We start from the raw sequence: 26,843 nt of genomic DNA on the forward strand, positions 1-26,843 counted from the left end.
CGGGCGGGCATCAGTCTACGTCAGACACGTATGGGACGGCTTGAGGGTTCCGGGCCGGCAGCGGGGATGCCGCCCCGGGCGTTCCTCGTCCGAGACGGCCGGGGAGCTCCCGCCGCAGCGCGGGGGCGAGGCTGCCGCTGTCGGCGACCCGGACGTCGTCGAGCCCGAGCCAGTCCGCGAGGAGCGCCAGTTCCGCGGCGAGTTCCACGGCGGTGTCCGGCGGGGCTCCGGGCTCGCCATGGGCGGCGTGCACGATGAGCGTCCGGCCGACGCGGTCTGCCTTGAGGTCGACCCGGGCCACCACCGCGTCGCGGAGGAGGAAGGGCAGGACGTAGTAGCCGTACTCGCGCCGGGCGGCCGGTGTGTAGATCTCGAGCCGGTACCGGAAGCCGAAGAGCTCCTCGAGGCGCCGACGCTCGAAGACGAGCGAGTCGAAGGGGCTCAGCAGGGCCCGGCCCTGCGCCGTGCGCGGGACCCTGCGCTGCGGATCGCGATAGACCGGCCCGGGCCATCCCGGCACGTCGACCGGTTCCGCTTCCCCCGAGACGACAAGCCGCTCGAGCGCACGGCCGGTGTCGCGGTGCGGCAGGCGGAAGTAGTCGGCGAAGCATCGGACGGTCCCGATCCCGTGCGCTGCCACGGCTGCGCGCGTCAGTTGCAGGATCGCGGCGTCCCGGGACAGCGCGGGATCCCGGGCGAGGCCGGGCGGCAGGACTGCCTCCATGAGCGCATACCTGCGCTCGAACGACGGCGAGCGGCCGGCTGAGCCGAGGATCCCCTCCTCGAAGAGGTGGCTGGCGACGCGCTGGACGGCGTTCCAGTTCCATCCCCAGCTGTCGGTCCGGCGCTCCTCGACGTGGCCGAGCCGTTCGGTGAGCTGGGACGCGGTCAGGGGCCGGCTCGAGGCGAGGACCGCGACGATGCGCTCGGCGAGGTCTGCGCGGGTCCCGCTGTCCATGCGGTGGGCACCCACCCAGGCGCGCCGCTGCCACAGCCGGAGGGCATCGAAGTGCTCGGGCCGCACGAAGCTCGCCTCGTGCGCCCAGTACTCCACCATCCGGCGCGGACTGCGGGCGGAGAGCCGGTCCAGCGCGCCCCGGTCATAGGCGCCGAGCCTCGAGAAGAACGGCAGGTAGTGGCTCCGGACAAGGACGTTGACGGAGTCGATCTGGACGAGCTGCAGGCGCTCGAACACCGCCGTCAGGGACCTCGCCGAGGCCGGGGCTGCGGGACGGGGCCGGTGCAGGCCCTGGGCGGCGAGCGCAAGGCGGCGCGCCTGGGCAAGGCTGAGGGTTGCCGTCATGCGCCCTCGCCTCCGGGAGGCCCGCACGCCGCAGCGGCGGCCCCAGACGGGACCGCCGCTGCTGTTGACGCGCCAGACGGGGTGTCAGGAGACAACGGCGCCCTGGTCGTCCGAACGGTAGGCGAGGATCTTCTCCTCGACGGTGGTCTGGCCCGGCTCGCACGCCCGGTCCAGGCTGATGACGCCGTAGGTCCAGCCGCGGCGGCGGTACACGACGGAGGGCGTGTTCGTGTCCGCGTCGATGAAGAGGTAGAAGTCGTGTCCCACGAGCTCCATGTTGTCAACTGCGTCATCGAGGGTGAGCGTCGCGGCGGGGAAGACCTTCCGGCGGATCAGCACGGGGGAGTCGCCGGCGGGGATGTCGTTCTCGACCTCGTACGGCGACTGCTCCTCGCCGGAATCGGCGGACGTGCCAGTGGCGCTCTCGAGCGCGTGCTCAGCGTAGATCGGCTGGCTGCTGCTCACCACGGGAAGGGCCGCCGTGGCGGCGCTGACACCCACAGGCGTGTGCTTTCCGTGGTGTACCTTCCGCCTGTCCTTGACCCGCCGCAGCCGTTCGAGGAGCTTGCCGTAGGCGAGGTCGAACGCAGCGAACTTGTCCGGCGCCGTTGCCTCGGCGCGGATCACGGGACCGCGTCCGGTGACCGTGAGCTCGACGGTGAGCTGGTCGCCTCCCGAACGGGCGCCATTCTGCTTGGAGCACTTGGCGTCGACGCGCTGGACCTTGTCTGCGAGGGTTCCGATCTTCTCGATCTTCTCGCTCGCGTACTCACGGAAACGATCAGAAACCGTCAGGTTGCGTCCGCTGATGTTGAACTCCATGGTGCCCTCCAAATTTCCGAGTTCAGCCCGATATCGGCACCGCAAGGCTCGTGCTGTGACAGTCGAGCCCCTTTCCTGAGCCGCTATCGACGGGTCCTTCTGGCTACGGGACCCACTACAGACGTTAGTGGATCGTCACCTTTTATTCATCCTCCATTGGTCCCGTCCCGCCCCTGTCCGCTGGGAGCGTAGCTGCGCGAGCCCGCCGTCGGCTCCCGCAGGGGGACGTAGGCGAGCGTGGCTGCGCCGAGGACGACGGCGCCCGCGGCCTCGAGCGCGCGGGCCGCCTCCCTCAGGGTCGCCCCGGTCGTCAGGACGTCGTCGACGAGGACGCACGGGCGTCCCCGGACGCGCGCGAGCCCCGTCCGCCCCGGGACCCTGACCCGCGCCCTGGCCTCGAGCGACTCGGCCGCGCGCCGGCGCCTCTGGCCCTTCCCCAGCCCCTTCTGCGAGCCGTCCCCGAACCCGGCGGCCGAGCGGGCCGCGCGGAGCAGCGCCGAGTGCAGCGGGACCCGCCGCTGCCTCAGGGCAGGCACCCAGACCGCGCCGGGAGGCAGGCGGCCCTCGCGCCGCGCCCTGCGGCCCAGGAGCGCGAGCGGGTCGAAGCCCCGGCGCAGGAATGCCGCCGTACTCGTCGGAACGGGCACGAGCCACACCGCGACGCCCTGGGTGCCGACCGCGGCCCGGACTGCCCGGGCGAGCCCTGCCGCGAGCTCGCGTTCGAGCGTCCGGCTCCCGTGCCGCTTGAAGTCGAGCAGTGCCAGCGAGAGCTCGTTGCGGTAGGGCCCAGCCGCGACAGCGGGGAGCAGGACGGTCCCATCGGCCTCGATGAGTGCCGCCGCGTGGGCCTCGACCCGGGCCGGACGCGCCGTGATCGAGCGCAGCCGGCGTGCGCAGCGCCCGCAGAGTGTGCTGTCCGGAGCGCCGCACGAGACGCAGTCGACGGGGACGACGAGCCCGAGCAGCTCGCGCGCCGCGGCGGCAGCGCAGGCGGCCAGCCGCAGGAGCCGGCCGTGGGGCGCAGCAGCGTGGCGTGAGGGGCCGTGCGGCTCGGGCGTCGATGGCGGTCCCGCGCCCACGGCGGGGCGGCGGCGGGAGGAGGCTCCGTCGTCGTGCATCCCACCAGCGTTGCGCGGCCGCGCCGCGCCCGCCACGTGGCGGCCGTGTATGTGGACAGCGCGTCAGCCGGCGAAGGCGGGGTACTCGACTCCCTTGCCGTGCTCGGTCCAGGCGGTGCGCACGAGCTGGAACACGCCGGCAGGCGTCTGCGCGTAGATGGCCTGCTCGCCGTTCCCGGCACTGATCGAGTGGATCCCGGCCAGCGGCGGCAGCTGGCGCGGCTCGCCCCCGCGCAGTGACACGATCTCGGGTGCCACCGGTTCGGTGGAGGCGAGGCCCGAGACCAGGAGCGTCAGCTCGTCGACCCAGGCCACACGGCGGGCGCCCGCGTCCGCCGTCGGGAGCGTGACGGGATCCGCGAGCTCCCGCGGCACGCCGTCCGGGCCGCGCACGATCCCCGCAAGCTGGAGGACGGCCTTGCCGTCCCGCGAGGACAGCACCGCGACCCGCGCGCCGTCGCGCGAGACCCGCAGGTCCTCGACCGTCCGGCCCGCGAGCCAGCGCGGGGCGATGGCGACGTGCGGCACGTCCGCTCCCTCGGCGACCCCCACGGGCCGGTAGGCCACCACCTCCGTTGCCCCGGTGGCACCGGGCCCGGCGGTCCAGACCCAGTCGGTGGGAGAGACGGAGGGCGGCGACAGCCTCGTCCGGGATTCGAGGAGGCGCGCCGGCTGGTTGGGCACCGCGGAGTACAGCGCCGGGCCGTCGCCGAGGAACGCGTAGACCTGCTGGGACTGGGCCGCTGCCGGCTCGCGGGGGTTGAACTGGGCGACACTGCGGAGCCCGTCGATGCGGGCCGCCTGCTGGTCGGCGTACCGCACGAGCTCGCCGCCGGCCACGGCGACCTGCCACGTGGGCACCTGGGGGTCGACGGTGGGCTGGGGGATGTTCCCGCCGGTGGTCGGGTCCTCGAGCGCGACCTCGCTCTGGTTCGAGCGCAGCGTCACCCCAACTACCGAGCTGATGCCCGAGAAGGTGCGCACGAGCTGGGCGTGCATCCGCTGGCGGTCCGTGAACGAGGCGTCGCGGACCTCCGAGGTGAGGTCCACCTGGGCGGTGTTGTCGACGATCGGCACGGACTCGCGCTCGAGCCGCACCCCCTGGGGGAAGGACGTCGCGACGGCGGACCGCAGGTACGGGGCCGGCCCCGCGATGAGGGCGCTCACGAGGGACTTCGCCACGCCGGAGTTGTCGATGAACCACCGCACGTCCGGGACGAGCGTGCTGAAGCCCGGGTCGAAGAAGTACAGCGGGAAGGACTTGTACAGGACCTTGAAGGTCTCCTCGGGGATGGCGGTGCCGTCGGGGAGCTTGGACAGCCGCCACTGGCCGTCCACCGACGAGACGGTCACGTCGAGGTGCTCCTTGGTGCCGGGCGGGAAGGGAGTCGAGATCCCCTGCGAGTCGACCGAGTAGGCGAGGTCCATCTCGTAGCTGTACTCGTTCTCGCGTCCGGTGGGCACGACGGCCGCGCTGCCCCGGTAGACCAGCGTCCGCTGGCTCGGCTTCCAGGTGACGGCCTGTGCGGGGGCGAGGAACTGCCGCGCGACCGTGAAGTCGTTCTGGTAGCCGCTTCCGGCGTTGAAGAAGCCTTCGATGACGGACTGCGGGCTCGCGCCGTCGCGGGGCCCGGGCGGGATGTACTGGGGGGCGTTGCCCCTCGTCGTCGCGCTGTCGCGGCTCTTCCCCACGGATCCCGTGATCGGCATCTGCGCGCACCCCGCCAGCGCCCCGAGGCACAGCACGACGGCGAGCACGGCCCACCGCAGCCAGCGGCGCGTCACGGTGCCCCCGTCTCGGGCGACGGCGGGGCGGTGCGCGGGAACGCCTGCGGGCCCACGACGACGTCCCGGGTCGTGGTGCCCTCGACGAGGACCACGTCGCCGTCGGCCGGCGCCAGCGCGACGGGCGACTCGCTGATCGTCCCGTCCGCGCGCAGCGGGAGGGTGAGGCGGAAGCAGGACCCCTGGCCCTTGCTCCCCCAGGCCTGCAGCCACCCGTTGTGGAGCTTCACGTCTTCGGTGGCGATCGAGAGGCCGAGACCGGAACCGCCGGTGGTGCGGGCCCGTGCCGGGTCGGCCCGCCAGAACCGGTCGAACACCCGCGCGGCCTCGGAGGCAGCCATCCCGATGCCGTGGTCCCTCACGGCGACGCCAACCGCATCGGCGTTGGCGGCGACGAACACCTCCACCGGGCGGCCCTCGCCGTGCTCGAGGGCGTTGTTCAGGAGGTTGCGCAGCACCCGCTCGATGCGGCGGTCGTCCATCTCGACAATGATGCTCGGGCTCCGCGTGTAGAGCTTGACCTCGGACCCGCACTCGGCGGCGATGGGGGCCGCCTTGTCGATGGCACTGCGCACGAGGGCGACCATGTCCCGCGGCTCTGCGTCGAGGACCGCCACGCCGGCGTCGAACCGGGAGATCTCGAGCAGGTCGTTCAGGAGCGCCTGGAAGCGCTCGACCTGGTTGTAGAGCAGTTCGGCGGAGCGCTTGGTGATCGGGCTGAACTCGTCCCGCGCGTCGAACAGGACCTCGGCGGCCATGCGGACGGTCGTGAGCGGGGTCCGCAGCTCGTGGCTCACGTCTGAGACGAAGCGCTGCTGCATGTGGGACAGGTTGGCCAGCGCGGTGATCTGCTCCTGGAGGTTTGCGGCCATGTGGTTGAACGCCGCGCCGAGGCGCGCGACCTCGTCCTCGCCCTCCACCGCCATGCGCTCCTCGAGCTGCCCGGCGGCGAGCTTCTCGGACACGGCCGCGGCGTGGCTCACGGGCGAGACGACGCTGCGCGTCACGATCCAGGTGATGGCGCCGATGAGAAGGAGCAGGAACATGCCGCCGAACCACAGGACGTTCTGCATGTCGTCGAGCGTCTGCTGGGCGGAGACGATGTCGTACAGGAGGTACAGCTCGTAGACGGTCCCACCGAAGCTGACCTTGTTCCCGACCGCGATCGCGGGGTGCTCCCGGTTGTCCACGGTGAGCGGGATGGACTGCCAGTACTGCTCCTGCTGGGAGTGCTGGACGGCCTCGCGGAGGCTTGGGGGGATGTCGTTCTCGGTGCGCAGGTAGGACGCCCGCGAGTCGACCCAGCGGTTGCGCGGCTGGTCCTGGTTGGGAACGGCCAGGAAGACGTACTGGCGCGGGGTGCTGGACTCGCGGTCCTCGAGCTGGTCGAGCGTGTCGTTGACGAGCTTGAGCACGCTCTGCTGGTCGGTGACCTGCGCGCCGTCGAACGTCTCCTGGACCTGCTGCACCGCCTGGCGGGTCTGGTTCTCCGCCTGCGCGAGCCGCTCCTGGAACAGGTTGTTCGCGATCTGGTTCGAGAGGTAGGCGCCCACGGCCAGGAAGGAGACGAAGGTGAGGACGAGTGTGATGAGCACCGTGCGGAACTGCAGCGACCGCCGCCAGCGGCGCATGAAGCCGCCGCGGACGGCTGCGAGGGCGGGACCGATGCCCGCTGCCGTCCGGCCGAGCGCCCTGACGGCCCGCAGCGCGAGGATGCGCCCTCGGCGGGCGAGGATCCGTGCCCGGTCCTGGGGCCGCTCGCGGCGCACCCACCGGCGGGCAATGGCCAGTCCCAGACGGGCCCGGGCACGCAGCCGCGCAGCACGCTGCGCCCGGCCGGGGCGGTCGACGGCGCCGGGCAGGCTCGCGCCGCCGTCGTGCGTCCCGCCCTGGGGTGCCTCGTTCGACGGCGGCCTGCTGCGATGATCTGTGTCCACGCGGCCCTGCGGCTCCCGGCGGCCTATCCGCCGGCCTTGTACCCGACCCCGCGGACCGTCAGGACGATCTCCGGGGCCTCGGGATCGCGCTCGATCTTCGAGCGGAGGCGCTGGACGTGCACATTCACCAGGCGGGTGTCGGCAGCGTGGCGGTAGCCCCAGACCTGCTCGAGCAGCAGCTCGCGCGTGAACACCTGCCAGGGCTTGCGGGCCAGGGCCACGAGGAGGTCGAACTCGAGGGGGGTCAGGGAGATGTGCTCATCGCCCCGCTTGACGGTGTGGCCCGCCACGTCGATGGAGACCTCGCCGATCCGCAGCGTTTCGGGAGCCTTCGTCTCGCCCGGGCGGAGGCGGGCGCGCACGCGCGCGACGAGCTCGGCGGGCTTGAAGGGTTTGGGGACGTAGTCGTCCGCACCCGACTCGAGGCCGCGCACCACGTCGGAGGTGTCGGACTTGGCCGTGAGCATGACGATCGGGACGTCCGACTCGGACCGGATCTGCCGGCACACCTCGATGCCGTCGAGGCCGGGGAGCATGAGGTCCAGGAGCACCAGGTCGGGGCGCTGGGCCCGGAACACGTCAAGGGCCTGCCCGCCGTCGGCGCAGAACACCGGCTCGAAGCCGTCGTTGCGCAGGACAATGCCGATCATCTCGGCCAGGGCCTCGTCGTCGTCCACGACCAGAATGCGTGCCTTCATGCCTTCCACTCTCCCCCACTCGACGTCCCGGGCCGGGCGTGCCGCGCCGGGTGTACACCGCCCTTCATTCTAGGCGCCGCGGCTGGGCGCCCGCCCCGGTCGCCCAGCGCGGGCCCCGCCTGGGAGTCCCAGCGGGGTCTCAGGCAGCGCCGCTAGTGTTCGCGGGTGCCGCCGCTCGCCGAGATCCTCTCCGCCGCAACGCTCGACTCCGCGGCGATCGCCTTCGCGCTCGCTGCGTCCGCCCTGTACGCGGCGGGCCTCGTGAGGGCACGGCGGCGCGGCGTGGCATGGCCCCTGTGGCGCGTGCTGGGCTTCTACCTGCTCGGGGTCCTGCCGTACGTCGCGCTCGCGTGCGGGTTCACCGGGGCCTATGGGTCCTTGCTCCGCTGGGCCTTCACGCTCAAGGTCGCGCTCATCTTCTTCGTCGTCCCGCTCTTCCTCGGGCTCGGCCAGCCGGTCGGCCTCGCCCGGGCCGCGTTGGCCGGGCGCGCGAAGGACCGGCTGGACCGGGTCCTGGCCAGCCGGGCCATGCGCATGCTGGGCAACGCCTTCGTGGCCCCTCTGGTCGGCCTCGTCCTGTTCGGGACGTTCCTCACCCCCCTGCTCTCCGTCTACCGGGGGTCACCGCTGGCCAGCGGGATCCTGAGCATCGTCGTCCCGCTCGTCGGCCTCCTGCTCGCCCTGCCGCTGACCGAGGGGGACTCCTTCGAGCGCTCGAGCGCGTTCATCGTCCTGGAGTTCGTGTACGTGTTCATCGAGCTCCTCGCGGACGCGGTGCCGGGGATCTTCCTCCGGCTCTCCCCCACGGTGCTCGACGGCGCAGCCTCCTGGGCGGCGGGCGTTCCGCCGTGGTTCCCCTCACCCCTGCGTGACCAGCAGCTCGCAGGCGACCTCCTGTGGTTCATCGCCGAAGCGGTGGACGTCCCGGTCATCATCCTCATGTTCGTCCGCTTCTCGCGCAGCGACCGCCGCGAGGCCAGGTCCTTCGACGAGCTCAGCGACGAGCAGATGGACGCGCTGGCGCAGGAGCACCTCCGCCGCCGCGGCAGCTGAGGGGCGCGCGGCTCAGCCGAGCGCGATCTGGTTGACGGCGTCGGCGAGCTTGACGGTCCGGTTCAGCCGCGCGGCCGCCTCGGCAGGGGTGAGAGCGGCGAGGCTGCCTGCCGGGGTGACGCGGACGGCGTCGAGCGCACCGAAGGACAGCCCGAGCTGCCGCCAGGGCCGCACCACCCTCTCGGCGAGCTCACCGGTCCGCAGCCGCGGCGCGCCGTCGGGCGGAAGGGCACCGAGCCACACGCGTGCGCCCGCCTCGACCGCGCCGGCCAGCCCTTCCCACTGCGGCACGGTGAGATCCGCGAGCGGCAGCGAGACCCCATCCACGCCGGCCTCGAAGACCGCCGCGACGGGCGCCTCCCACGCCGGGAGGTTCACGACGACGGCCTCCGCCCCCGCTCCGTGCAGGGCATCGGTGAGGAGCGACCAGGCCGTCCGGGCCTCGTGGCCGGGGACCGCCCGCAGCGTGCGGTAGCCGCTGGCGGTGGGCAGGAGGCCCGCAAGCACCCGCGCGGCGTCGGGCTCGTCGAGCTGGACCGTGAGGCGGGCGCCCGGGACGGCCCGCGCCACCCTCTCGAGGAAGGCCACGACGCCGGCCGCGAGGGACTGCGCGATGTCGCGCCGCGCGCCGTGGTCGCCCAGGACCCGCTCGCCCGAGGGGAGGTAGAGGCCGGCCATGAGGCTCAGCGGGCCCAGGATGCGGACGTGGAGGTCCTCGGCCGGCCGCTCCTCCTCGCCGGCGACGTCGGCCAGCACGTTGAGGTCCGTGGAGAGGGCCGACTCCGCTCGGGCGGCGTCGAGGCCGCGCCGGTCCACGACCCGCCACCCGTGCGGCTGGACGTCCGCATGCAGGTCGGCGAGGAGGGCGGCGCTCCGGCCCACCGGGTCAGACCCGACCCCCCGGCCGGGCAGCTCGGCGAGGACGGGGAGGTGCGGGGATCCCAGCTCGCCGCGAATGGCCTTGGCCGCTTCGAGGGGGTCGGTCCCCGGCCAGTCCCCCAGCGCGGTCGCAGTGACCTGTCCTGCCACGTCAGGCGTCCGAGGCGCTGTCCCGGCCGTCCCCCGAGCGGCGCGCGGAGACATCCTCGGAGATGGCCTGATGGTGCCGGATGACCTCGCTGATGATGAAGTTCAGGAACTTCTCTGCGAACGCTGGGTCCAGCTGGGCCTCCTCGGCGAGGCGCCGCAGCCGCGCGATCTGGGCGGCCTCACGCTCGGGGTCGGCGGGCGGGAGGTGGTGCTGGGCCTTGAGGAAGCCCACCCGCTGGGTGACCTTGAAGCGTTCGGCGAGGAGGTAGACGAGCGTCGCGTCGAAGTTGTCGATGCTCGAGCGGATGGAGAGCAGCTCCTCCATGACGGCCGGGTCCACGTGTCCCTTCAGGGAGCTCGCGCCGGGGTCGTACTGGCCCTCGGATCGGTGCTCGGTCGTCTCGGCGTCGGCGTCGGGGCGGTGCAGCTCGGTCATGCTGACAGTCTATGGGCCGCCGCGTGGTGGCCCCGCGCCCTGTGGGCCGCGGGGTCACCCTGCGGTGCGGCGGTCAGCCGCCGAGCAGCGCGCGGTGCGCAGCCCGGCGCTCGGCCTGCTCGAGCGGGTCGGGCACGGGCAGCGACGCGATGAGCCGCTTCGTGTACTCGTGCTCGGGTGCGCCCATGACGCGGGAACCGATTCCCTGCTCGACCATCCGGCCCTTGTACAGGACCCCGACCCAGTGGCTGAGCTGGTCCACCACCGCGAGGTCGTGGCTGATGAACAGCGCTGCGAACCCGAGCTCGGACTGGATCTCGCGGAACAGCTCGAGCACCTTGGCCTGGACGGACACATCGAGCGCCGAGGTCGGCTCGTCGGCGACGAGCAGCCTGGGCCCGAGCGCGAGGGCACGTGCGAGCGACGCGCGCTGGCGCTGGCCGCCGGAGAGCTCGTGCGGGTACCGGGCGGCGTACGACGCCGGCAGCTGCACCGACTCGAGCAGCTCGCCGACCCGGCGGCGCACCTGGGCGCCACCGAGGTCCAAGTGGACCAGGAGGGGCTCCGCGACGCACTCGCCGATCGTCAGCTGCGGGTTGAACGAGGCAGCCGGGTCCTGGAACACGAAGCCGATGTCCTTGCGGATCGGCCTGACGTCCCGCTCACGGAAGCCGACCATCTCGTGGCCGAGGACCGTCAGGCTGCCGCCAGTGGCCCGGTTGAGCCCGGCGATGGCCCGCCCGATCGTCGTCTTGCCCGATCCCGACTCGCCCACGAGGCCGAACACCTCGCCCGCGGACACGGTGAACGAGACGTCCTGGACGGCCTTGAACGGCGGAGTCCCGAGGCGGCCCGGGTACGTGATGTCGAACCCCTCAGCGCGGACCAGCACCTCCCCGTCCTGGTGCAGGCGAGCCGTGGCACCCTCCGAGGCGGAGTCCCGCCCGAGGTGGGGAACGGCGTCGAGCAGGCGGCGGGTGTAGTCCTCCCGAGGAGAAGCGAAGAGCGTGCGGACCGCCGCCTCCTCGACCACCTCGCCCTGGTTCATGACGACGACGCGGTCCGCGAGGTCCGCGACCACGCCCATGTTGTGCGTGATCAGCACGATCGAGGTCCCGTAGAGGTCCCGCAGGTCGCGCAGCAGCTCGAGGATCTCAGCCTGGACGGTGACATCCAGCGCCGTCGTGGGCTCATCCGCCACGATGAGGCCGGGGTCGAGTGCGAGCGCCGCCGCGATGACCACGCGCTGCTTCTGCCCGCCGGAGAACTGGTGCGGGTAGTAGTCCACCCGCTTCTCGGGGTCGGGGATGCCCACCTTGCGCAGGGCCTCGACAGCCCGTTCCCTGGCCTCCTTGCGGCTGACCTTCCGGCCGTCCCTGTCGTGGTGCGCCCGGAGGCCCTCGGCGATCTGCCACCCGACCGTGAAGACGGGGTTGAGCGCGGTCGAGGGCTCCTGGAACACCATCGCGACGTCGCGCCCGCGCAGTTCGCGGAGCGTGGCGCGGCTGACCGTGACGACGTTCTGCCCGTTGATCACCACGGCCCCGGAGCTCGTGGCGGTCTCGGGCAGGAGGCCCAGGATGGTCTTGGCGGTGACGGTCTTGCCGGAGCCGGATTCGCCCACGACGGCGACCACCTCGCCCGCACGCACGTCTAGGCTCACGCCGCGCACGGCGTCGACCTCCCCCGCATCGGTGGCGAAGGAGACCCGCAGGTCGTCGATCTCCAGGACGGTCTCGTCCGGCCGGGTCCCGCCCACCGGGCCGAGCTCCTCTCCGGTGCCGGTGTTCATGCCGGGTTCCCCTTCCGCTTGCGGCCGCGCGTGCGGAGGCGCGCGTCACCCAGGTCGTTGATGCTCTCTCCCACCAGCGTGAGCCCCAAAACTGTCAGGACGATCGACAGGCCGGGGAAGATCCCGGTCCACCAGATGCCGGCGGTCACGTCGCTCAGGGCCTGCTTGAGGTCAAAGCCCCATTCGGCCGCGCTCGTCGGCTCGATGCCGAAGCCGAGGAAGCCCAGCGCCGCGAGCGTGAGGATGGCCTCGGAGGCATTGAGCGTGAAGATGAGCGGGATGCTGCGCGTCGCGTTCCGGTAGATGTGCCGGGCCATGATGCGCCAGCTCGAGGCGCCGATGACCATTGCCGACTCGACGAAGGGCTCCGCCTTCAGGCGGATCGCCTCCGCCCGCACCACGCGGAAGTACTGGGGTATGAACACGACGGTCACCGAGAGTGCCGCCGCGAGGATGCCGCCCCACAGGCTCGACTGCCCGCGGGAGATGACGATCGACATGACGATCGCGACCAGCAGTGACGGGAAGGCGTAGACCGCGTCGGCGATCACCACGAGGACGCGGTCGACCCACCCGCCGATGTAGCCCGAGACGAGCCCCAGCGCGACGCCCGCGAAGATGGAGAGCGCCACGGCGACGACGATCACGAGGATGGCGGTCTGGGCGCCCCAGACGACGCGGGAGAACACGTCGTACCCGCCCACGGTCGTTCCCCAGATGTGCTGGGGGCTCGGGGGGTCCTGTGCAGGGAAGTTGCCCGAGGCGTCGGAGAGCTGCGAGTAGCCATACGGAGCGACGATCGGGGCGAGGAGCGCGATGAGCAGGAAGACGACGGTGAGTGCGAGTCCCGCGACGAGCATGGCCCGCTGCACACCGACGCTTGCCCTCAGGTGCGAGACGACCGGTAGCCGCTGCAGCAGCGGCTCCCTGCGTTCGATCTCGGGCAGGGCCTGGGTCTTGGCCGTCATCTCAGTACCTCACCCTCGGGTCGATGAGCGCCGCAATGACGTCCACTACGAAGTTGGTGACCGCCACGATCACGGCCAAGAGCACCACGATGCCCTGCACGGCGACGAAGTCCCGCGCTGAGAGGTACTGCGCGAGCTGGAATCCGAGGCCCTTCCACTCGAAGGTCGTCTCGGTCAGGACCGCTCCCGCGAGCAGGAGCGCGATCTGCATGCCCATGACCGTGATGATCGGGATCAGCGCAGGCTTGTAGGCGTGCTTCGTGACGAGACGGAACTCGCTGACACCCCGTGATCTGCCCGCCTCGACGTAGTCCTTGCCGAGCGTGCCGATGAGGTTGGTCCGCACGAGGCGGAGGAACACACCCGCCGTGAGGAGGCCCAGGGCGACAGCCGGCAGCACGGCGTGCGAGACGACATCCCAGAACGCCGGCATGTTGCCGCTGCGCAGCGCGTCGAGCCAGAAGATGCCGGACGGTGCGGCGAGCTGGTTCATCGCGAGCTCGGTCGTGGTCGAGGCCCGGCCTGCGATAGGAGTCCAGCCGAGCCATACCCCGAACACGAGCTTGAGCAGGAGGCCCGAGAAGAAGACGGGGGTCGCGTAGAACAGGATCGCCAGCACCCGGAGCACGGCGTCCGAGGACCTGTCGCGCCGGTGGGCTGCGAGCATCCCCAGGGGGATCCCGACGATGAACGCCACGACGAGCGCGTTGACGGCGAGCTCGAATGTCGCGGTCCCGAAGGTCAGGAGCATCTCCGTGACCGAACGGTTGTCCGAGATCGTCCGGCCGAAGTTGCCCGTGAAGATCTGTCCGAGGTATTCGACGTACTGGATGAAGACCGGCCGGTCGTAGCCGGCCTCGTGGATACGGAGCTCAAGCTGGTCAGGCGGGAGCCTCCCGCCCAGCGCGGCGGTGATGGGATCGCCGGTGATGCGCATGAGGAAGAACACGATGGTCACGAGGATGAAGATCGTGGGGAAGATGAGCAGGAAGCGTACGAGCAGGTAGGCGCCCAGCCCGCCGCCCTTCGCCTTGCTTGCCGGGGTGGTGGCGGCCTCTGGCGGCGCCTCGGTGAAAGCTGTCATGGAGATCTCCTGAACACGCCGCGGTGGCGGGGCGCCTCAGCACCCCGCCACCGGACGGCGGGCTGTTCCGTTCGGCTACTTGCTCAGGACGCCGAGGCGGAACTTGAACGAGGGATCAAGGGTCGTCTCGACGCCCTTGACCGAGGACCCGGCCACGGCGACCTGGGAACCCTGCAGGAGGGGCAGGGTGGGGAGGTCCTTCGCGACAGCCGTCTGGATGTCCTGGATCTGCTTCTCGCGGGCGGACTTGTCCGGGTTGGTCGCCTCCTTGGCGACGAGGTCCTGGACGGTCGCGTTGTCGTAGTGGTTCTTCAGGAAGCTGTTCTTCGTGAAGAACGGCGTGAGGTAGTTGTCCGGGTCGGAGAAGTCCGGGAACCAACCGAGCTGGTACATCGGGTAGACGTCCTTCGCGCGGTCCTTCTGATAGGTCACCCACTCGGTGGACTGGAGGTTCACCTTGAAGAGGCCGCTCGACTCGAGCTGCTGCTTCACGAGCGCGTACTCGTCGCCCGAGGACTTCCCGTAGTGGTCCGGGTTGTACTGGAGGTTGATGGCGAGCGGAGTCTGGATCCCGGCGTCCGAAAGGGCCTTCTTGGCCTTGTCGGCGCTGGGCTTGCCGCTGCCGTCCCCGTACATGTCCTTGAGCGGGGTGTTCGCGCCGAGGAAGCCGTCGGCGACGTAGGAGTAGAGCGGCGTGTACGTGCCCTTGTAGACCTGCTGGGCGATCGCGTCACGGTCCACGAGGTCGGCCATGGCCTGCCGGACGGCGAGCGCCTTGGCGGGGTCCGCCTCGGGCGTCTTGGCACCGAACGGCATCGTGTCGAAGTTGTAGACGATGTAGCGGATCTCGCCGCCGGGGCCCTTGTGGACCGCAACCTTGGAGTCCTTCGCGAGGCTGTCCACATCGGTCGCGGTCAGCGACCGCCACGCGACGTCGATGCTGCCCTGCTGGACCTCGAGCTTGAGGTTGTTGGAGTCGGAGAAGTACTTGAGGTTGACGGTGTCCGTCTTCGGGGCGCCGAGAAGGCCCTTGTAGTCGGGATTAGCCTTGAACGAGACGAGCTGGTTCTTCTGGTAGGAGGACACCGTGTACGGACCGGCGAAGGCCTTCTTGGCAATGATGTCCTCGTCGTTCATGACCTTGTCGGCGGGGAACACATTGTGGTCCACGATGGGCCCCACGGGGCCGGTGAGGACCTGCGGGAAGGTCTGGTCGTTCTCAAGCTTGAGATGGAAGACCACCGTCGTGGCGTCCTTCGCCTCGGTGCTCTCGAGGTTCTCGAGGAGCGACGCCGGCCCGTTGGGGTCGTTGATCTTGACCTGGCGGTCGAAGGAGAACTTCACGTCGGCGGAGTCCAGGGTGTCCCCATTGGCCCACTTGAGCCCGCTCTTGAGCTTGACGGTGTACTCCTTCGGGGAGGTGAAGGAGGCGGACTCCGCGATGTCCGGCTGGGGTTCGGCGCTGCCGGGCTTCGAGTTGAGCAGGAAGGGGAAGATCTGGTTCATGACCAGGAAGGAGCCGTTGTCGTAGGACCCGGCCGGATCGAGGAACGTGACCTTGTCGGTCGTGCCGACGGTGATGGGTCCGCTCGCGGCGGATCCGCTGGGCGACGAGCCGCCCGAGGGGCCCGTGCAGGCTGCGAGGGCGAGGGCGGAGATGCCGACGAGCGCGACAGCGCCTCGCACAGCCGATGTGGTCTTAGCCATCTATGACCTTCTTTGTCGAGTCCTGGCCGGCCCCGATGCCGGCGCATACGCCTGCGTGACCCAGGGCACAGTCCTGATGACCTGATTCAACCACCTATCGGGCAAAATGAAACGGTTCTTTGACGGAATTGAGACCGAACGGTGACCTTCGCGGCGGCCGCGGACGACGGCGCGCGGTGGGGTGCGCCGTCGTCCGCCCCTCTGGCGGGGCTCGCCTCAGCCGCGGAAGGGAACCCGCTCCCAGGTCAGGACCGGGGCCCCAATGCCCGCGGCACCGTTCGGCGCCACGCTCACGCGGAGGTAGTTCTTCGCGTTCGAGGATCCGTCCACCGTCACGCGCGTGAGGTTCTCTGCCGAGCCCGCCACGCCGTACCGCGTGAGCCACGGCGAGCCCGCGGCGAGGGGCCGGTCGACGTTGTAGACGTGGCTGTCGCCGTCGAACAGGTAGACCTCGCCGTCGAAGGCCCGGGCCTCCTCGACGAGCGCCTCCACGATCGGTGTGAACGCGCTGATGTCGCTCCACGGCACCGCGTAGGTGGGGTCGAACATGTCGGCCTGCTGGAAGACCGCCACGGTCCGGTCGTTGCGCTGGCGTGCCTCGGCGAACGTCTTCCTGATCTCCGCGATGACAGCGTCGGTGCGGTGCGCGACCTCGTCGAGCTGCGCCTGGTTCGGCACTGCCTCGCCGCGGCCCGTCCACGGCTGGGTCGCGTTGTTGCTGCCCGGGACGTTGACGGCCGCGAAGGCGACGCGGTTGCGAGTGAAGGCGACGTTCTCCGGCAGCCCCAGCTCCGACTGGCTCCTGACGGGCATGGTGGCCCCGAGTGTGGTGCCGGGCCGGTCGAAGAAGACCTCGCGGAGCTTGCCGAGCCGCTCGAGGGGGCTGTACGCCCCGTTGTTGGCCCGATGGCAGTCGGTCCACTCGTTGTCGCCCGGCGTGTAGACGAGCGGATGCGTGAACCGGTCGAAGTCTGCTCGGACCTGCTCGAAGTACGCGTCAGAGCATTCCGAGGAGCCGTTCTTGATGTCGCCGACGTGCACCACGAAGTCGAGCGAGGAGTCGGCGTTGAGCTGCGCCACATGCTCGGGGAACTCGGCGACCGCGGAAGCGCCGTACGGAGTGTCGCCGATGACGGCGAAGCTGAAGGCGGTCTTGGGTCCGGGCTCGGCGGGGACGGCAGCGCCGGCGACGGCAGGGCCGGCGACGGCGGCGACCGCGGCGGTGAGGGCGACGGTGGCGAGAGCGGCTCCGGCGCGACGACGGGTGGATGCGGGCATGGATCCTTCTTCCTGCGGGCTGACGGGTAGGGACAGCGGCAGGCTAGTGCGGTCCAGCTTTCGCCCGGTGTCCGGCAGGTATACGGCTGGCGAACAGGGGCCTACCCTGTAGTCAGGGAGCTGGGCCCGGAGGAGGGCGTCATGGCTCGCGCAGCCCTGTGCATCGGCATCAATCGTTTCGCCGCACTCCCGGAGGACAACTGGCTCGCGGGGTGCGTCAACGACGCGCACGACATCGCCGCCGCTCTGACCGGGGTGTTCGGCTTCGCGCCCGGCGAGGTCACGGTCCTCACCGACGCTGCCGCGACGAAGGCCGCGATCCTCGGCGCCATCGGCGACATCGTGGAGCGCGCCGTGGACGGCCGTCTCGAGCAGATCGTGCTGACGTTCTCGAGCCACGGCACCCAGATCCCCGACGACGCGTCCGACCCGGACGAGCCGGACAGGATGGACGAAGCCCTGGCCGCCTACGACATCACCACGGCCGGGGACCAGTGGGAACGCGGCAGCGTGGTCGTCGACGACGAACTGCACGCGCTCCTGTCCCGCGTGCCCGCCCAGGTGATCACCGACGTCGTGCTGGATACCTGCCACAGCGGGAGCGGGCTGCGCGCCTTCGACGCACCGCGCGGCCGCCGCGCCCGGTTCCTCGCCCCGCCCGCGGCCGCCGGCGCCGACGCCGCAGCGGGTGCGGCGGCGCACAGCCTCCGCGAACTCGTCGCCTCGGGCCCGGGTCCCGTCCTCTTCGCGGCCTGCCGGGCGGACCAGACCGCCTCGGATGCGCCGTTCGGCGGCCGCTACAGCGGGGCCTTCACCCACTTCCTCCTCGAGGCCCTCACGAGCCAGCCGACGGCGTCGAGGTCTGCGACGCACCGGGCGGTCACGGCGGCGCTGCGCGCCGCGAAGTTCGACCAGCGGGCCCAGCTCGAGGGCACCGCGGCCCAGCGCGAGGCGGTCTGGGGCAGGTAGGCCCGACGGCGCCCGCCGGCCCGACGCGGGCTGACCGCCGCGGGCTGACCGACGTGCCCGTCTGGCACCTCAGGCCGGGAGGTCCTCGCGCTCGCCCTCCTGGTGGTACGACGCCGCGGCTCCGGCAGCTGCCTCCCGCTCGGCCCGCGCAGTGGCCGCGCGGGCCTGCTGGCGTTCGCCGTTCATGACCGGCTTGAGGGCCGCGAAGCACAGCCGCCCGCCCTCGTCGAACCGAAGGACCGCGCCCCCACGCACCGCGACGACCTCTCCCTCCGTCCTGAGCCCGAGCCTGTCCCTGGCCTCGCGGCGGCTGAGCCGGACGTCCTGGACGAAGGACGCGCAGATCTCCGAGACCACGAAGCCGTCTGGGCCCACCCGCACGGTGGGGCGCACGCGGTCGATCCGGATGCTCGTCTCCTCGTCCAGGTCCATGGCCCGCATGAGCCTGGGGTTGGCCCAGACGAAGCGGTTGAGCTCCTCGGGGTCGGAGGCGAGCGCGGAGAGCCGCACCGGGTACTGCAGGCCCTCGAGGTCGTCGAGCCCGTCGAGCCGCGCGTCCGGGTCGGTCGAGAGGTCGATGTTCCAGAACATGTCCCGGAGCACCTCGCGATAGCCCTTCGGCCGGGCCCCGTCCGGGCCGCTGGGGCGCCCGCACGGCGGGGTGTCGTACGGCATCATGACGAGGTCGGAGGCGAGGATGCCCCGCAGGAGGTCCGTCCACGTCGGGTCGACGGGCGGGAGGTAGGCCAGCGAGCGCAGGACCATGCCGAGCACCTGGCGTCCTACTCTGGCGCCGGACTGCGCGATCTGGAAGCGGCTCGACCGGCCGCCCGGGCAGTCGAGGCGCTGCTTCCAGAGCTCCACCACGGTGTTGAGCACGGCCTGGACGACGATCTCCCCGCGCGCGTGGGGCTCCGGGAGGAGGGTCCACTCGAACGGCACCTCCCGGTCGAGCGGGCGCCGCACCGCGGACCGGGTGAAGAGGCCGTCGGCGAGGCCGAAGAGGCCCGAGCGCAGGATCTTCTCGTCCGCCTCCCGCGACCCGCGGCCCTGCATCCCGGCCTCCTGGAGCATCTGCTCGACCCGGGTCTCGGAGGAGAACACCGAGAGCATGGCCACGAGGTCCGCCATGGCCTCGTGGAGCGCGAACCCGTCCAGGAGGGCGTTCGCGTCCGCCCAGCGGGGGCGGTAGCCGTCGAGGATCGCGTGGGTGACCTCGTGCGCGACCAGATCCCGGTACAGGGCCATCGGGACGTGCCGGCTGCTGCGCGGATCGGCGCGGTGGCCGAAGCGCACGGCCTGCCGCTGCGGGTCGTAGCCCGAGTCGCGGAAGTCGACCGGGTCGTAGGCATCGATGCGGAGCCGGTGACCCCCGGCCCAGCCGAGCCTGCGGCCCATGGTCCGCTCGAAGATCTGCAGGGTGTCCGACGCGACCGCGTACACGTGCTGGGCGAGGAAGCGCCCGTCCGCGAGCAGCTGCTCGGTGTCCTCCGGCGGCGGCACGTCGTCGATCCCCCACAGCCCGCCGTCGAGGGAGAGCGGGATCGGCTGGGCCTCGTCGCGCCCAGGCCTGCGCACGCGCACGTCGAGCCTTGCGCCGATGGGACCGCTCCGGACGCGTTCGAGGGGCACCCGCACGGAGGCGAGCGCGGCGGGCCGGCCGGTGAACGGGCCTTCCGCCAGGACGGTGAGGCTGACGAGACCCGCGCCGTAGGCAACCCCGGGCTGAGCGTCGTCCCGTGCCATCGCCGCCGCCTCGTGCCGAGGGGTCCGCGCAGGCGCGGGCCCGCAGAAGTGAGACCTGGGGCCATTGTGGCACCGGGCCGACTACCGGGGAAGTAGCCTCTCGTGCGATCGGGCGCTGTCGATCGTGGCCTGACCGAGGACCCTCGTCCCCTGGTAGAGGACCACTGTCTGGCCGGGGGCGACGCCGCGGAGGGGGGTCTCGAGCGTGACGACGAGCTCGCCGTCGTGTGCGTCCGGGGCGCCGGAGGCGGCTGCCGGCTCGAGGCGGGCACGGGCCGGGACCGGATCGCCGTGGGCGCGGACCTGGGCTTCGCAGGCGAATTCCTCGCCCGTCTCCGCCTCGGAGGGCGGCAGGCCCGCCCACGACACGCGGATGCCGCGGATCTCCCCGACGGCCAGGAGCCGCTCGGGGCCCACCACCACGGTGTTGTCCTTCGGCCGGACCTCGAGGACGAAGCGGGGCCTGCCGTCTGGCGCGGGACGGCCGAGGTGCAGGCCGCGGCGCTGCCCCACGGTATACGCGTTCGCCCCCGCATGCTCGCCGACCTTCTCGCCCGTCTCGTCGACGATCTCCCCGGGCTCCATCTCGATCCGCTCGGCGAGCCAGCCGCGGGTGTCGCCGTCGGAGATGAAGCAGATGTCGTGGCTGTCCGGCTTCGCCGCCACGGACAGGCCGCGGCGCTCTGCCTCGGCCCGGACCTCCGCCTTCGAGGGCGTGTCCGCGAGCGGGAAGAGGCAGTGCTCGAGCTGCTCGTGGGTCAGGACTCCGAGCACGTAGGACTGGTCCTTGGCCCAGTCGGCGGCGCGGTGCAGCTCGGGATGGCCGTCCGCGTCCCGGACCACCTTGGCGTAGTGCCCCGTGCAGACGGCGTCGAAGCCGAGCGCGAGGGCCTTCTCGAGGAGCGCGGCGAACTTGATGCGCTCGTTGCAGCGCATGCACGGGTTCGGGGTCCGGCCGGCGGCGTACTCGGAGACGAAGTCGTCCACGACGTCCTCCTTGAACCGCTCGGAGAAGTCCCAGACGTAGAAGGGGATCCCGAGCCGGTCGCAGGCGCGCCAGGCGTCGTTGGAGTCCTCGATGGTGCAGCAGCCGCGCGAGCCCGTGCGGAGCGTTCCGGGCATGCGGTTGAGGGCCAGATGGACCCCGACGACGTCGTGCCCCGCCTCGACGGCGCGCGCCGCGGCGACCGCGGAATCCACTCCTCCGCTCATGGCTGCCAGAACTCGCACCGGTCTATTCTAGCGTCCGGGGCCCTCCGGCCGGGGCGGCCCCCTGCGGTGGCTGCGGGGGCACCGGCCCGTGGCGCCGCCGTCGTGCAGGGGAGGTACTGTGCAGCAGCCTATTGTCATCGTGGGCGGGGGGCTCGCGGCAGGATCGGCCGCGAAGACGCTCCGCCAGGAGGGCTACGACGGCCCGCTGACGATCATCGCCGCCGAGCGCCGCGAACCCTACCTGAGGCCGCCGCTCTCGAAGGAGTTCCTGAAGGGCCAGGAGAAGGAGTCTGACCTCCTGGTCAACCCCTCCGGCTGGTACGAGAAGAACGACGTCGACCTCCGCCTCGGCGAGCGGGCCGCCCAGATCATCCCGGGCGCCCACATGCTCCGCCTCGAGAGCGAGGCCCTCGTCCCGTACTCCAAGCTCCTCCTCGCCACGGGCGCGCAGCCGCGGGCGCTGGACATCCCGGGCGCACAGCTCGAGGGGGTGCACAGCCTTCGGCGGCTCGAGGACTCCCTCGCGCTCCGCGAGGAGCTCGCCGGCGGCGGGCGACGGGTGGTCATCGTGGGCTCCGGATGGATCGGCCTCGAAGTGGCGGCCGCCGCCCGCGAGTACGGCAATGAGGTCACGGTGCTCGGGCGGCACGCCTCGGTGCTGCGCCAGCTCGAGGGCCCGCTCGCGGAGGTCTTCCGCCGCGCGCTCGAGGCCGAGGGCGTCCAGTTCCGTCTCCCCGCCCACCCCGTCGAATTCGTCGCCGCGGCCGACCGCGAATGCGTGGCGGGCACGGTGCTGAACACGGGCGAGCGGATCGGGGCCGACCTGGTCCTCGTCGCCGTGGGCGTCGAGCCGGACACGGCGCTGGCCGAGGAGGCTCGCCTGCGCCTGCGGGACGGAATCCTCACCGACGCCTCGTTGCGCACGAGCGCCGAGGACATCTTCGCCGCCGGCGACGTCGCGAGCTCCCTCCAGCCGCGCACCGGCGACCACGTGCGCAGCGAGCACTGGTCGAACGCGCTCAACGGCGGCAAGGTCGCCGCGAAGGCGATGCTCGGGGCCGACGCGCAGCTGGACATCGCCCCCTACTTCTACACGGACCAGGCCGGGCTGAGCATGGAGTACTCGGGGTTCGGGCAGCTGGTGCGGGGCGCGCACCTCGTCCTGCGGGGCCGGATCGACACGCCCGAGGCGGCGAAGGAGGGGTTCGTCGCGCTCTGGGTGAGGGACGGCGCCGTCGTGGGCGGGATGAACGTGAACACTCCCAGGCAGCAGAAGGCGATCAAGGCGCTCATCGCCTCCCGTGCCCCGGTGGACGAGGCGCGGCTGCGCGACCCCGCCGTACCGCTCCCGGAGCTCGCGGGAGTCTGACCCCTCCCGTCTGGGGGTCAGGGGGCGCGGCGGGTGCTGGCCGTCTGGATGGTGCTCGCATGGCCGGCCATGCCCGCGGCGCGCGCCTGCGCCACGGCCGGCCCGATCGCCGCGAGCAGCGCGTCCACGTCCGCCTCGGTCGAGTTCCAGCCGAGGCTGAAGCGCTGCGCGCCGCGGGCCTGGTCCTCGGTGCGGCCCATTGCGGTCAGGACGTGGGACGGGCGTGGGACGCCGGCGGTGCAGGCGGAGCCGGTCGACGTCGCGATTCCCGCCATGTCCAGCAGGAACAGGAGCGAATCGCCCTCGCATCCCGGGAACGTCAGGTGCGCTATCCCCGGCAGGCGGGCCTCCTCGCCGCGGTCGGCCGGCCCGCTCACGACGGCGTCCGGCACCTCGCGCGCGATCCCGTCCAGGAGCCGGTCCCTCAGCCCCGCGAGCCGGCGCGACTCCTCGGGAAGGTGCGCGACGGCGTCGTGCGCCGCGGCAGCGAAGGCGGCCGCGCCCGCGGAGTCCAGGGTCCCCGAGCGGAGGCCGCGCTGCTGGCCACCGCCGTGCAGGACCGGGGTGAGCACGACGTCGCGGCGCACCACGAGCGCGCCGACCCCCACTGGGGCGCCGATCTTGTGCCCGCTCACGGCCATCGTCGCGAGGCCGGAGGCGCGGAAGTCGACCGGGAGGTGCCCGAACGCCTGGACAGCGTCCGAGTGGACGGGGATGCCGTGCTCGGCCGCGATCCGCACGGCCTCGCGGACCGGCTGGACCGTGCCCACCTCGTTGTTCGCCCACATGAGCGCGACGAGGGCCACAGCGCCGGGATCCCGCGCGATCTCCGCACTCAGGGCCTCGAGGCTCGTCACGCCGGCGGCGTCGCACGGCAGCCATGCAGCCTCGGCTCCCTCGTGCGCCTCGAGCCACTCCACCGTGTCCGCGACGGCGTGGTGCTCGATGCCCGAGCACAGGATGCGGGTGCGGCGCGGGTCCTCGGCACGGCGGGACCAGTAGAGGCCCTTGACGGCGAGGTTGTCCGCCTCGGTGCCGCCGGAGGTGAAGACGACCTCTGTGGGGTGCGCGCCCAGGGAGGCCGCAAGGGACTCGCGGGCGTCCTCGAGGGCACGCCGCGCGGACTGGCCCGCGGCGTGGAGCGAGGAGGGATTGCCGCCGCGCGCGATCTGGGCGGTGTACGCGGCGAGCGCCGCGGGCGTCACCGGCGTCGTGGCGGCGTGGTCGAGGTAGACGGGCACCCATCCACTGTAGGACGCGCGGGTGGCCGGAGTCCTCGCCGTCTCCCGCGCGGGCATCAGGGGCGGGGCACGACCCGGGCGCAGCACTCGTGGCCCGGGCCGTCGGGGTCCACGGGCTCGATTCCGTGCTGTCCGTCCCCGCAACCGGCGAGCGCGCCGTCCAGGAGGGCTCCGTTGAGGCTGCACACCACTCCCCGGTATTCGCGCGAGAGCCGGTGGAAGGGGCAGTTGGACAGGTCGATCCCGCCGTCCGCCGAGGAACGCGGGGCATACCCGGCGGCTTCGAGCACCGCGCCGATGCTGCCGTGCTCGCGGCCGAGCGTCTCCCCCGCCGCACGGCCCACGGCGGCGATGCACGCGGCCATCGGCTCGCCGTCGGCGATCGAGCGCTCCGCGGCCGCGGCGAGCAGCTCCCCCGCGAGCTCGTAGGACCGCTGTGGGACCGCCGCGACGACTTCCTGCACCGCGGGCTCGTAGAACTTGGACGGCCGTCCGGAGCCGGGACCACCGCTGCCGGCGGGCTTGGCGAACGTGGCGACCAGCACGCCGTCGTCCACGAGCCGGTCCAGGTGCGCCGCGGCGGTGCCGCGGGAGAGGCCGACGGCGTCCGCGGCCTCGTTCCGGCCCACCGGTCGGCCCGCCCCGCGCACGAAGAGGTAGAGCGCACGGCGGCGCTCCTCGCCCAGGGAGCCGAGGGCGCCTAGTCGGGCCCGCCACCCGAGCGGCTGCTGGGCACCATGGCTGGACGGAACGGGCATGCCTCTATGGTACGTCCAAAACAGGAATTCCTTGTTTTAGAGTCGGCACAAATCTAAAATCGGAGTTACCCATTTTGGAAGGAGACATCATGTCAGCCACGTCAGCCCCGCACGGACGGTTCTGGACCGCGGCAGCAAGCCGCTCGGGAGCCATGGCCATGGCGCCGGCGGACCAGGCGTTCTACATGCTGCGGACGCTCTACGTCGTGGCGCCGATCCTCTTCGGCCTCGACAAGTTCTTCAACATCCTCACGTACTGGCCCAACTACCTCGCCCCGGTCGCCACCACAGTGGTGCCGGTCAGCCCTCAGACGTTCATGTATGCCGTCGGGGTCGTGGAGATCATCGCTGGCCTCCTCGTCGCGTGGCGGGCGAAGTGGGGATCGCTCGTCGTCGCCCTCTGGCTGCTCGGGATCATCGTCAATCTGCTCGTGCTGGGGCACGGGTTCGACGTCGCGCTGCGCGACTTCGGCCTCATGGTCGGCGCGCTCGCCCTCAACCGCCTCGCCTCGCGCCGGGCCTGACCCGGCCGGCCCGCAGGCCTCTCTGCTGGCCCGTCAGGCCGCCCCGGACCGCTGGGGGTCCGAGGAGGCCGGCGCGGCCAGGACCGCGAGGGCACCGGGAACCACGCTGATGGTGACGGGGGCAGGCGCAACCCGCTCGCCGTCCGCGTACACGACCACGCCGGAACCGCCCAGCGAGACCTTGGACGCGCGCGAGAGGTCGACGGCGGGATGCCCCACGTGCTGCCCGCGGAAGACCTTGGGGAAGACCCCCAGGAGGGCGAGCCGCGTCAGGGGACGCACGACGAACAGGTCCAGCACGCCGTCGTCCGCGCGGGCCTCGGGCGCCACGCGCATCCCTCCCCCGAGGGACGGCCCGTTGGCGACCGAGACGAGCATCGCCCGCTCGTTCCGGGGCGTGCCGTCGACCGTGAGCTCGAACGGAATGGGCCTGAAGGTGGCCAGCTCGCGCAGGAGGGCCAGCGTGTACTTCGCCGCCCCTCGGGGCCAGCGCCAGGAGTTCGCCCGTTCATTGACGCGGGCGTCGAAGCCGGCCGAGGCGACCGCAAGGAAGTGCCGCTGGCCGCCGTCCCACTCGATCAGGCCCAGGTCCAGGGACTTCGGCGGGAGCTCCAGCGCCGAGAGCGCCGCCTCCACGGCACCCTGCACCGACCCGAGCGGGACGCCCAGGAGGCGCGCGGCGTCGTTGCCCGTCCCGGCCGGGATGACGCCCAGGGGCACGCCGGTACCCGCGAGGACGTTCGCCACGAGGTTCACCGTCCCGTCCCCGCCGGCCACCAGGACGGCATCGGCGCCGTCGATCTCCCCGGCCACCGCTGCCGCAAGGGCCGAGCCGCTCCCCCGGACGAGTTCGGTGACAGTGGCGCCGCGGGCCCTCAGGAGGGCAGCGGCCTCCCGCGCCCGGACCCCGCCCTGTCCGGACGAGGCAGCGGGGTTGACGGCGAGAACCAGCCGTAGAGGGCGCGGGGAGGGCATGCTCAGGATTATTCCAGCGGATGCCCAGAATCTGCGGGTGCGGCGCCCCTAGGATGGGAGCATGCCGCCGCACGTCCCCTCGCACTACGAGGTCCTCGGCGTGCCCGTGACAGCCAGCGAGGCCGACCTCAAGCGCGCGTACCGCCGTGCCGCGCGCCTGCACCACCCGGACCATGGCGGCGACGTCATCGAGTTCCGGCGCGTCACCCTCGCCTATGAGGTCCTCTCCGACCCGAAGCGGCGCACCGAGTACGACCGCAGCTACTTCACCTCGGCACCCCAGCAGGAGTCCGCCCGCGGCGCCGGGGCGGGGACGCCGCCGTCGTCCGGAGCGGGGCGCACGACGCCGGGCGGCAGCTTCCGCGCGCGGGCCGCCTCCCGCGAGGCGGGACGGCGCAATCCGTCGGGCGAGCCTGCGGTGTACGTGCCTCCGTTCGCGCCCGGGACCACCCCGCTCGTCCCCGCCGAGGTCGCCGCGCGTGCCGAGCACGGCATCCCCCGCCGCAGGGGCCTGTTCGGCGCAGACGCCCGCATCCAGCGGGAGCTGCGGACGGCCGCGCTGATCCGGCGCCAGGTCCTGACCTCGATCCCCGCCGCGCGGCTCTTCAACGGCCTCCGCTCCCCCGCTTCATCGGTGCACATCGCCCACGCGGTCCTAGCCGGCTACCGGCTCGCGCTCGTGGACTCGATGCTCGTGCCGGCGGGCAACTACGCGTGGGACGGCGCGCACCTGCTGCACGGCGGCCGCGTGGTCGCTCCGCCGCGCCTTGCCGAACAGGTCCGGCACTTCCAGAACCTGTTCCCCGAGCTCAACGTCCAGGGGTTCGTGCTCGTGCAGACACCCCAGGAGAACCTGCACGAGCCGGTGATCGATGTCCGCCGCGGGACGGAGGGGCTCATCGAACCCCGCAACGCCGCCAAGTTCCTCCGCGAGCTCACGTTCTTCCTCGCCTCCGGCCCCCAGCCGAACGTCGTGTTCGTCCCGGCCTTCGCGCGCCTGCTCACCGGGCTGCACTGAGGCTCGCGGCCGACGCCGACG

The 26,843-nt window shown here is 72.0% G+C and carries 23 protein-coding genes; 5 read left to right on the top strand and 18 right to left on the bottom strand.

Annotated features, from left to right (window positions below):
• Nucleotides 1-10 precede the first annotated feature (10 nt).
• The 6 genes from CGQ25_RS10180 to mtrA all read right to left on the bottom strand — a co-directional run bounded on the left by CGQ25_RS10180 (nt 11) and on the right by mtrA (nt 7,663).
• The gene (locus CGQ25_RS10180) at nt 11-1,303 is read right to left on the bottom strand and encodes a winged helix-turn-helix domain-containing protein (RefSeq protein ID WP_208709373.1); all 1,293 of its coding nucleotides are present in this window, start codon (nt 1,301-1,303) and stop codon (nt 11-13) included.
• A gap of 84 nt (nt 1,304-1,387) precedes the next feature.
• A complete protein-coding gene (gene hpf / locus CGQ25_RS10185; protein WP_208709375.1) occupies nt 1,388-2,125 on the bottom strand; it encodes a ribosome hibernation-promoting factor, HPF/YfiA family in 738 nt (245 codons plus the stop codon).
• A 146-nt stretch (nt 2,126-2,271) separates the two neighbouring features.
• On the bottom strand, nt 2,272-3,243 hold the full coding sequence (locus CGQ25_RS10190; RefSeq protein WP_208709377.1) for a ComF family protein: 972 nt from the start codon (nt 3,241-3,243) through the stop codon (nt 2,272-2,274).
• 63 nt (nt 3,244-3,306) lie between these two features.
• Nucleotides 3,307-5,028, bottom strand: coding sequence for an LpqB family beta-propeller domain-containing protein (locus CGQ25_RS10195; RefSeq protein ID WP_255405240.1), 1,722 nt, complete (start codon nt 5,026-5,028; stop codon nt 3,307-3,309).
• Complete coding sequence (mtrB, locus tag CGQ25_RS10200; RefSeq protein ID WP_255405773.1) at nt 5,025-6,797, bottom strand: MtrAB system histidine kinase MtrB; 1,773 nt, start codon at nt 6,795-6,797, stop codon at nt 5,025-5,027. Before mtrB ends, CGQ25_RS10195 begins: the two co-directional genes overlap by 4 nt.
• A gap of 191 nt (nt 6,798-6,988) precedes the next feature.
• Entirely contained in the window at nt 6,989-7,663 is a 675-nt protein-coding gene (gene mtrA, locus CGQ25_RS10205; RefSeq protein WP_208709379.1) for an MtrAB system response regulator MtrA, read from the bottom strand.
• Between the two features lie 165 nt (nt 7,664-7,828).
• Here mtrA and CGQ25_RS10210 point away from each other — a divergent pair, with 165 nt between their 5' ends.
• Complete coding sequence (locus CGQ25_RS10210; protein ID WP_208709381.1) at nt 7,829-8,716, top strand: cytochrome c oxidase assembly protein; 888 nt, start codon at nt 7,829-7,831, stop codon at nt 8,714-8,716.
• Between the two features lie 12 nt (nt 8,717-8,728).
• Here CGQ25_RS10210 and CGQ25_RS10215 read toward each other — a convergent pair whose 3' ends face one another.
• From CGQ25_RS10215 to CGQ25_RS10245, 7 genes are all read right to left on the bottom strand, one after another.
• A complete protein-coding gene (locus CGQ25_RS10215) occupies nt 8,729-9,745 on the bottom strand; it encodes a hypothetical protein (RefSeq protein WP_208709383.1) in 1,017 nt (338 codons plus the stop codon).
• Nucleotide 9,746: 1 nt separating this feature from the next.
• Nucleotides 9,747-10,181: a chorismate mutase gene (locus CGQ25_RS10220; RefSeq protein WP_208709385.1), complete on the bottom strand. Its 435-nt coding sequence runs from the start codon at nt 10,179-10,181 to the stop codon at nt 9,747-9,749.
• Nucleotides 10,182-10,254: 73 nt separating this feature from the next.
• Nucleotides 10,255-11,973, bottom strand: coding sequence for an ABC transporter ATP-binding protein (locus tag CGQ25_RS10225; RefSeq protein ID WP_208709388.1), 1,719 nt, complete (start codon nt 11,971-11,973; stop codon nt 10,255-10,257).
• On the bottom strand, nt 11,970-12,941 hold the full coding sequence (locus CGQ25_RS10230) for an ABC transporter permease (RefSeq protein WP_208709390.1): 972 nt from the start codon (nt 12,939-12,941) through the stop codon (nt 11,970-11,972). Before CGQ25_RS10230 ends, CGQ25_RS10225 begins: the two co-directional genes overlap by 4 nt.
• Nucleotide 12,942: 1 nt before the next feature.
• Complete coding sequence (locus CGQ25_RS10235; RefSeq protein WP_208709392.1) at nt 12,943-14,025, bottom strand: ABC transporter permease; 1,083 nt, start codon at nt 14,023-14,025, stop codon at nt 12,943-12,945.
• Between the two features lie 75 nt (nt 14,026-14,100).
• Nucleotides 14,101-15,732 (bottom strand): ABC transporter substrate-binding protein, encoded by a 1,632-nt coding sequence (locus CGQ25_RS10240; protein ID WP_208709394.1) that lies wholly within the window; start codon nt 15,730-15,732, stop codon nt 14,101-14,103.
• 216 nt (nt 15,733-15,948) lie between these two features.
• A complete protein-coding gene (locus CGQ25_RS10245; RefSeq protein ID WP_208709396.1) occupies nt 15,949-17,010 on the bottom strand; it encodes a metallophosphoesterase in 1,062 nt (353 codons plus the stop codon).
• A 141-nt stretch (nt 17,011-17,151) separates the two neighbouring features.
• Here CGQ25_RS10245 and CGQ25_RS10250 point away from each other — a divergent pair, with 141 nt between their 5' ends.
• Nucleotides 17,152-17,979 carry a caspase family protein gene (locus CGQ25_RS10250; RefSeq protein ID WP_208709398.1) on the top strand — a complete coding sequence of 276 codons (828 nt, stop codon included), beginning with the start codon at nt 17,152-17,154 and terminating at the stop codon, nt 17,977-17,979.
• Nucleotides 17,980-18,048: 69 nt separating this feature from the next.
• Here the strand turns inward: CGQ25_RS10250 and CGQ25_RS10255 are convergent, their stop codons facing one another.
• The gene (locus tag CGQ25_RS10255) at nt 18,049-19,725 is read right to left on the bottom strand and encodes a hypothetical protein (protein WP_208709400.1); all 1,677 of its coding nucleotides are present in this window, start codon (nt 19,723-19,725) and stop codon (nt 18,049-18,051) included.
• Between the two features lie 81 nt (nt 19,726-19,806).
• The gene (gene mnmA, locus CGQ25_RS10260) at nt 19,807-20,955 is read right to left on the bottom strand and encodes a tRNA 2-thiouridine(34) synthase MnmA (protein ID WP_255405241.1); all 1,149 of its coding nucleotides are present in this window, start codon (nt 20,953-20,955) and stop codon (nt 19,807-19,809) included.
• Nucleotides 20,956-21,055: 100 nt separating this feature from the next.
• Here mnmA and CGQ25_RS10265 point away from each other — a divergent pair, with 100 nt between their 5' ends.
• Nucleotides 21,056-22,306, top strand: coding sequence for an NAD(P)/FAD-dependent oxidoreductase (locus CGQ25_RS10265; RefSeq protein WP_255405242.1), 1,251 nt, complete (start codon nt 21,056-21,058; stop codon nt 22,304-22,306).
• Nucleotides 22,307-22,323: 17 nt separating this feature from the next.
• Here CGQ25_RS10265 and CGQ25_RS10270 read toward each other — a convergent pair whose 3' ends face one another.
• Both CGQ25_RS10270 and CGQ25_RS10275 read right to left on the bottom strand, forming a co-directional pair.
• Nucleotides 22,324-23,547, bottom strand: a complete 1,224-nt coding sequence (locus tag CGQ25_RS10270; RefSeq protein ID WP_208709402.1) for a cysteine desulfurase family protein — start codon at nt 23,545-23,547, stop codon at nt 22,324-22,326.
• Nucleotides 23,548-23,603: 56 nt separating this feature from the next.
• The gene (locus CGQ25_RS10275) at nt 23,604-24,305 is read right to left on the bottom strand and encodes a winged helix-turn-helix transcriptional regulator (protein ID WP_208709405.1); all 702 of its coding nucleotides are present in this window, start codon (nt 24,303-24,305) and stop codon (nt 23,604-23,606) included.
• Nucleotides 24,306-24,394: 89 nt separating this feature from the next.
• Here CGQ25_RS10275 and CGQ25_RS10280 point away from each other — a divergent pair, with 89 nt between their 5' ends.
• Nucleotides 24,395-24,829 carry a hypothetical protein gene (locus CGQ25_RS10280; protein ID WP_369802215.1) on the top strand — a complete coding sequence of 145 codons (435 nt, stop codon included), beginning with the start codon at nt 24,395-24,397 and terminating at the stop codon, nt 24,827-24,829.
• 33 nt (nt 24,830-24,862) lie between these two features.
• Here CGQ25_RS10280 and CGQ25_RS10285 read toward each other — a convergent pair whose 3' ends face one another.
• On the bottom strand, nt 24,863-25,804 hold the full coding sequence (locus tag CGQ25_RS10285) for a diacylglycerol kinase family protein (protein ID WP_208709407.1): 942 nt from the start codon (nt 25,802-25,804) through the stop codon (nt 24,863-24,865).
• 61 nt (nt 25,805-25,865) lie between these two features.
• On the opposite strand from CGQ25_RS10285, the gene CGQ25_RS10290 reads away from it, so the two are divergent.
• Entirely contained in the window at nt 25,866-26,822 is a 957-nt protein-coding gene (locus tag CGQ25_RS10290; protein WP_208709409.1) for a J domain-containing protein, read from the top strand.
• Nucleotides 26,823-26,843: the final 21 nt, after the last annotated feature.

The sequence above is a fragment of the Sinomonas sp. R1AF57 genome, from assembly GCF_002224485.1.
GTDB classification, from domain to species: domain Bacteria; phylum Actinomycetota; class Actinomycetes; order Actinomycetales; family Micrococcaceae; genus Sinomonas; species Sinomonas flava.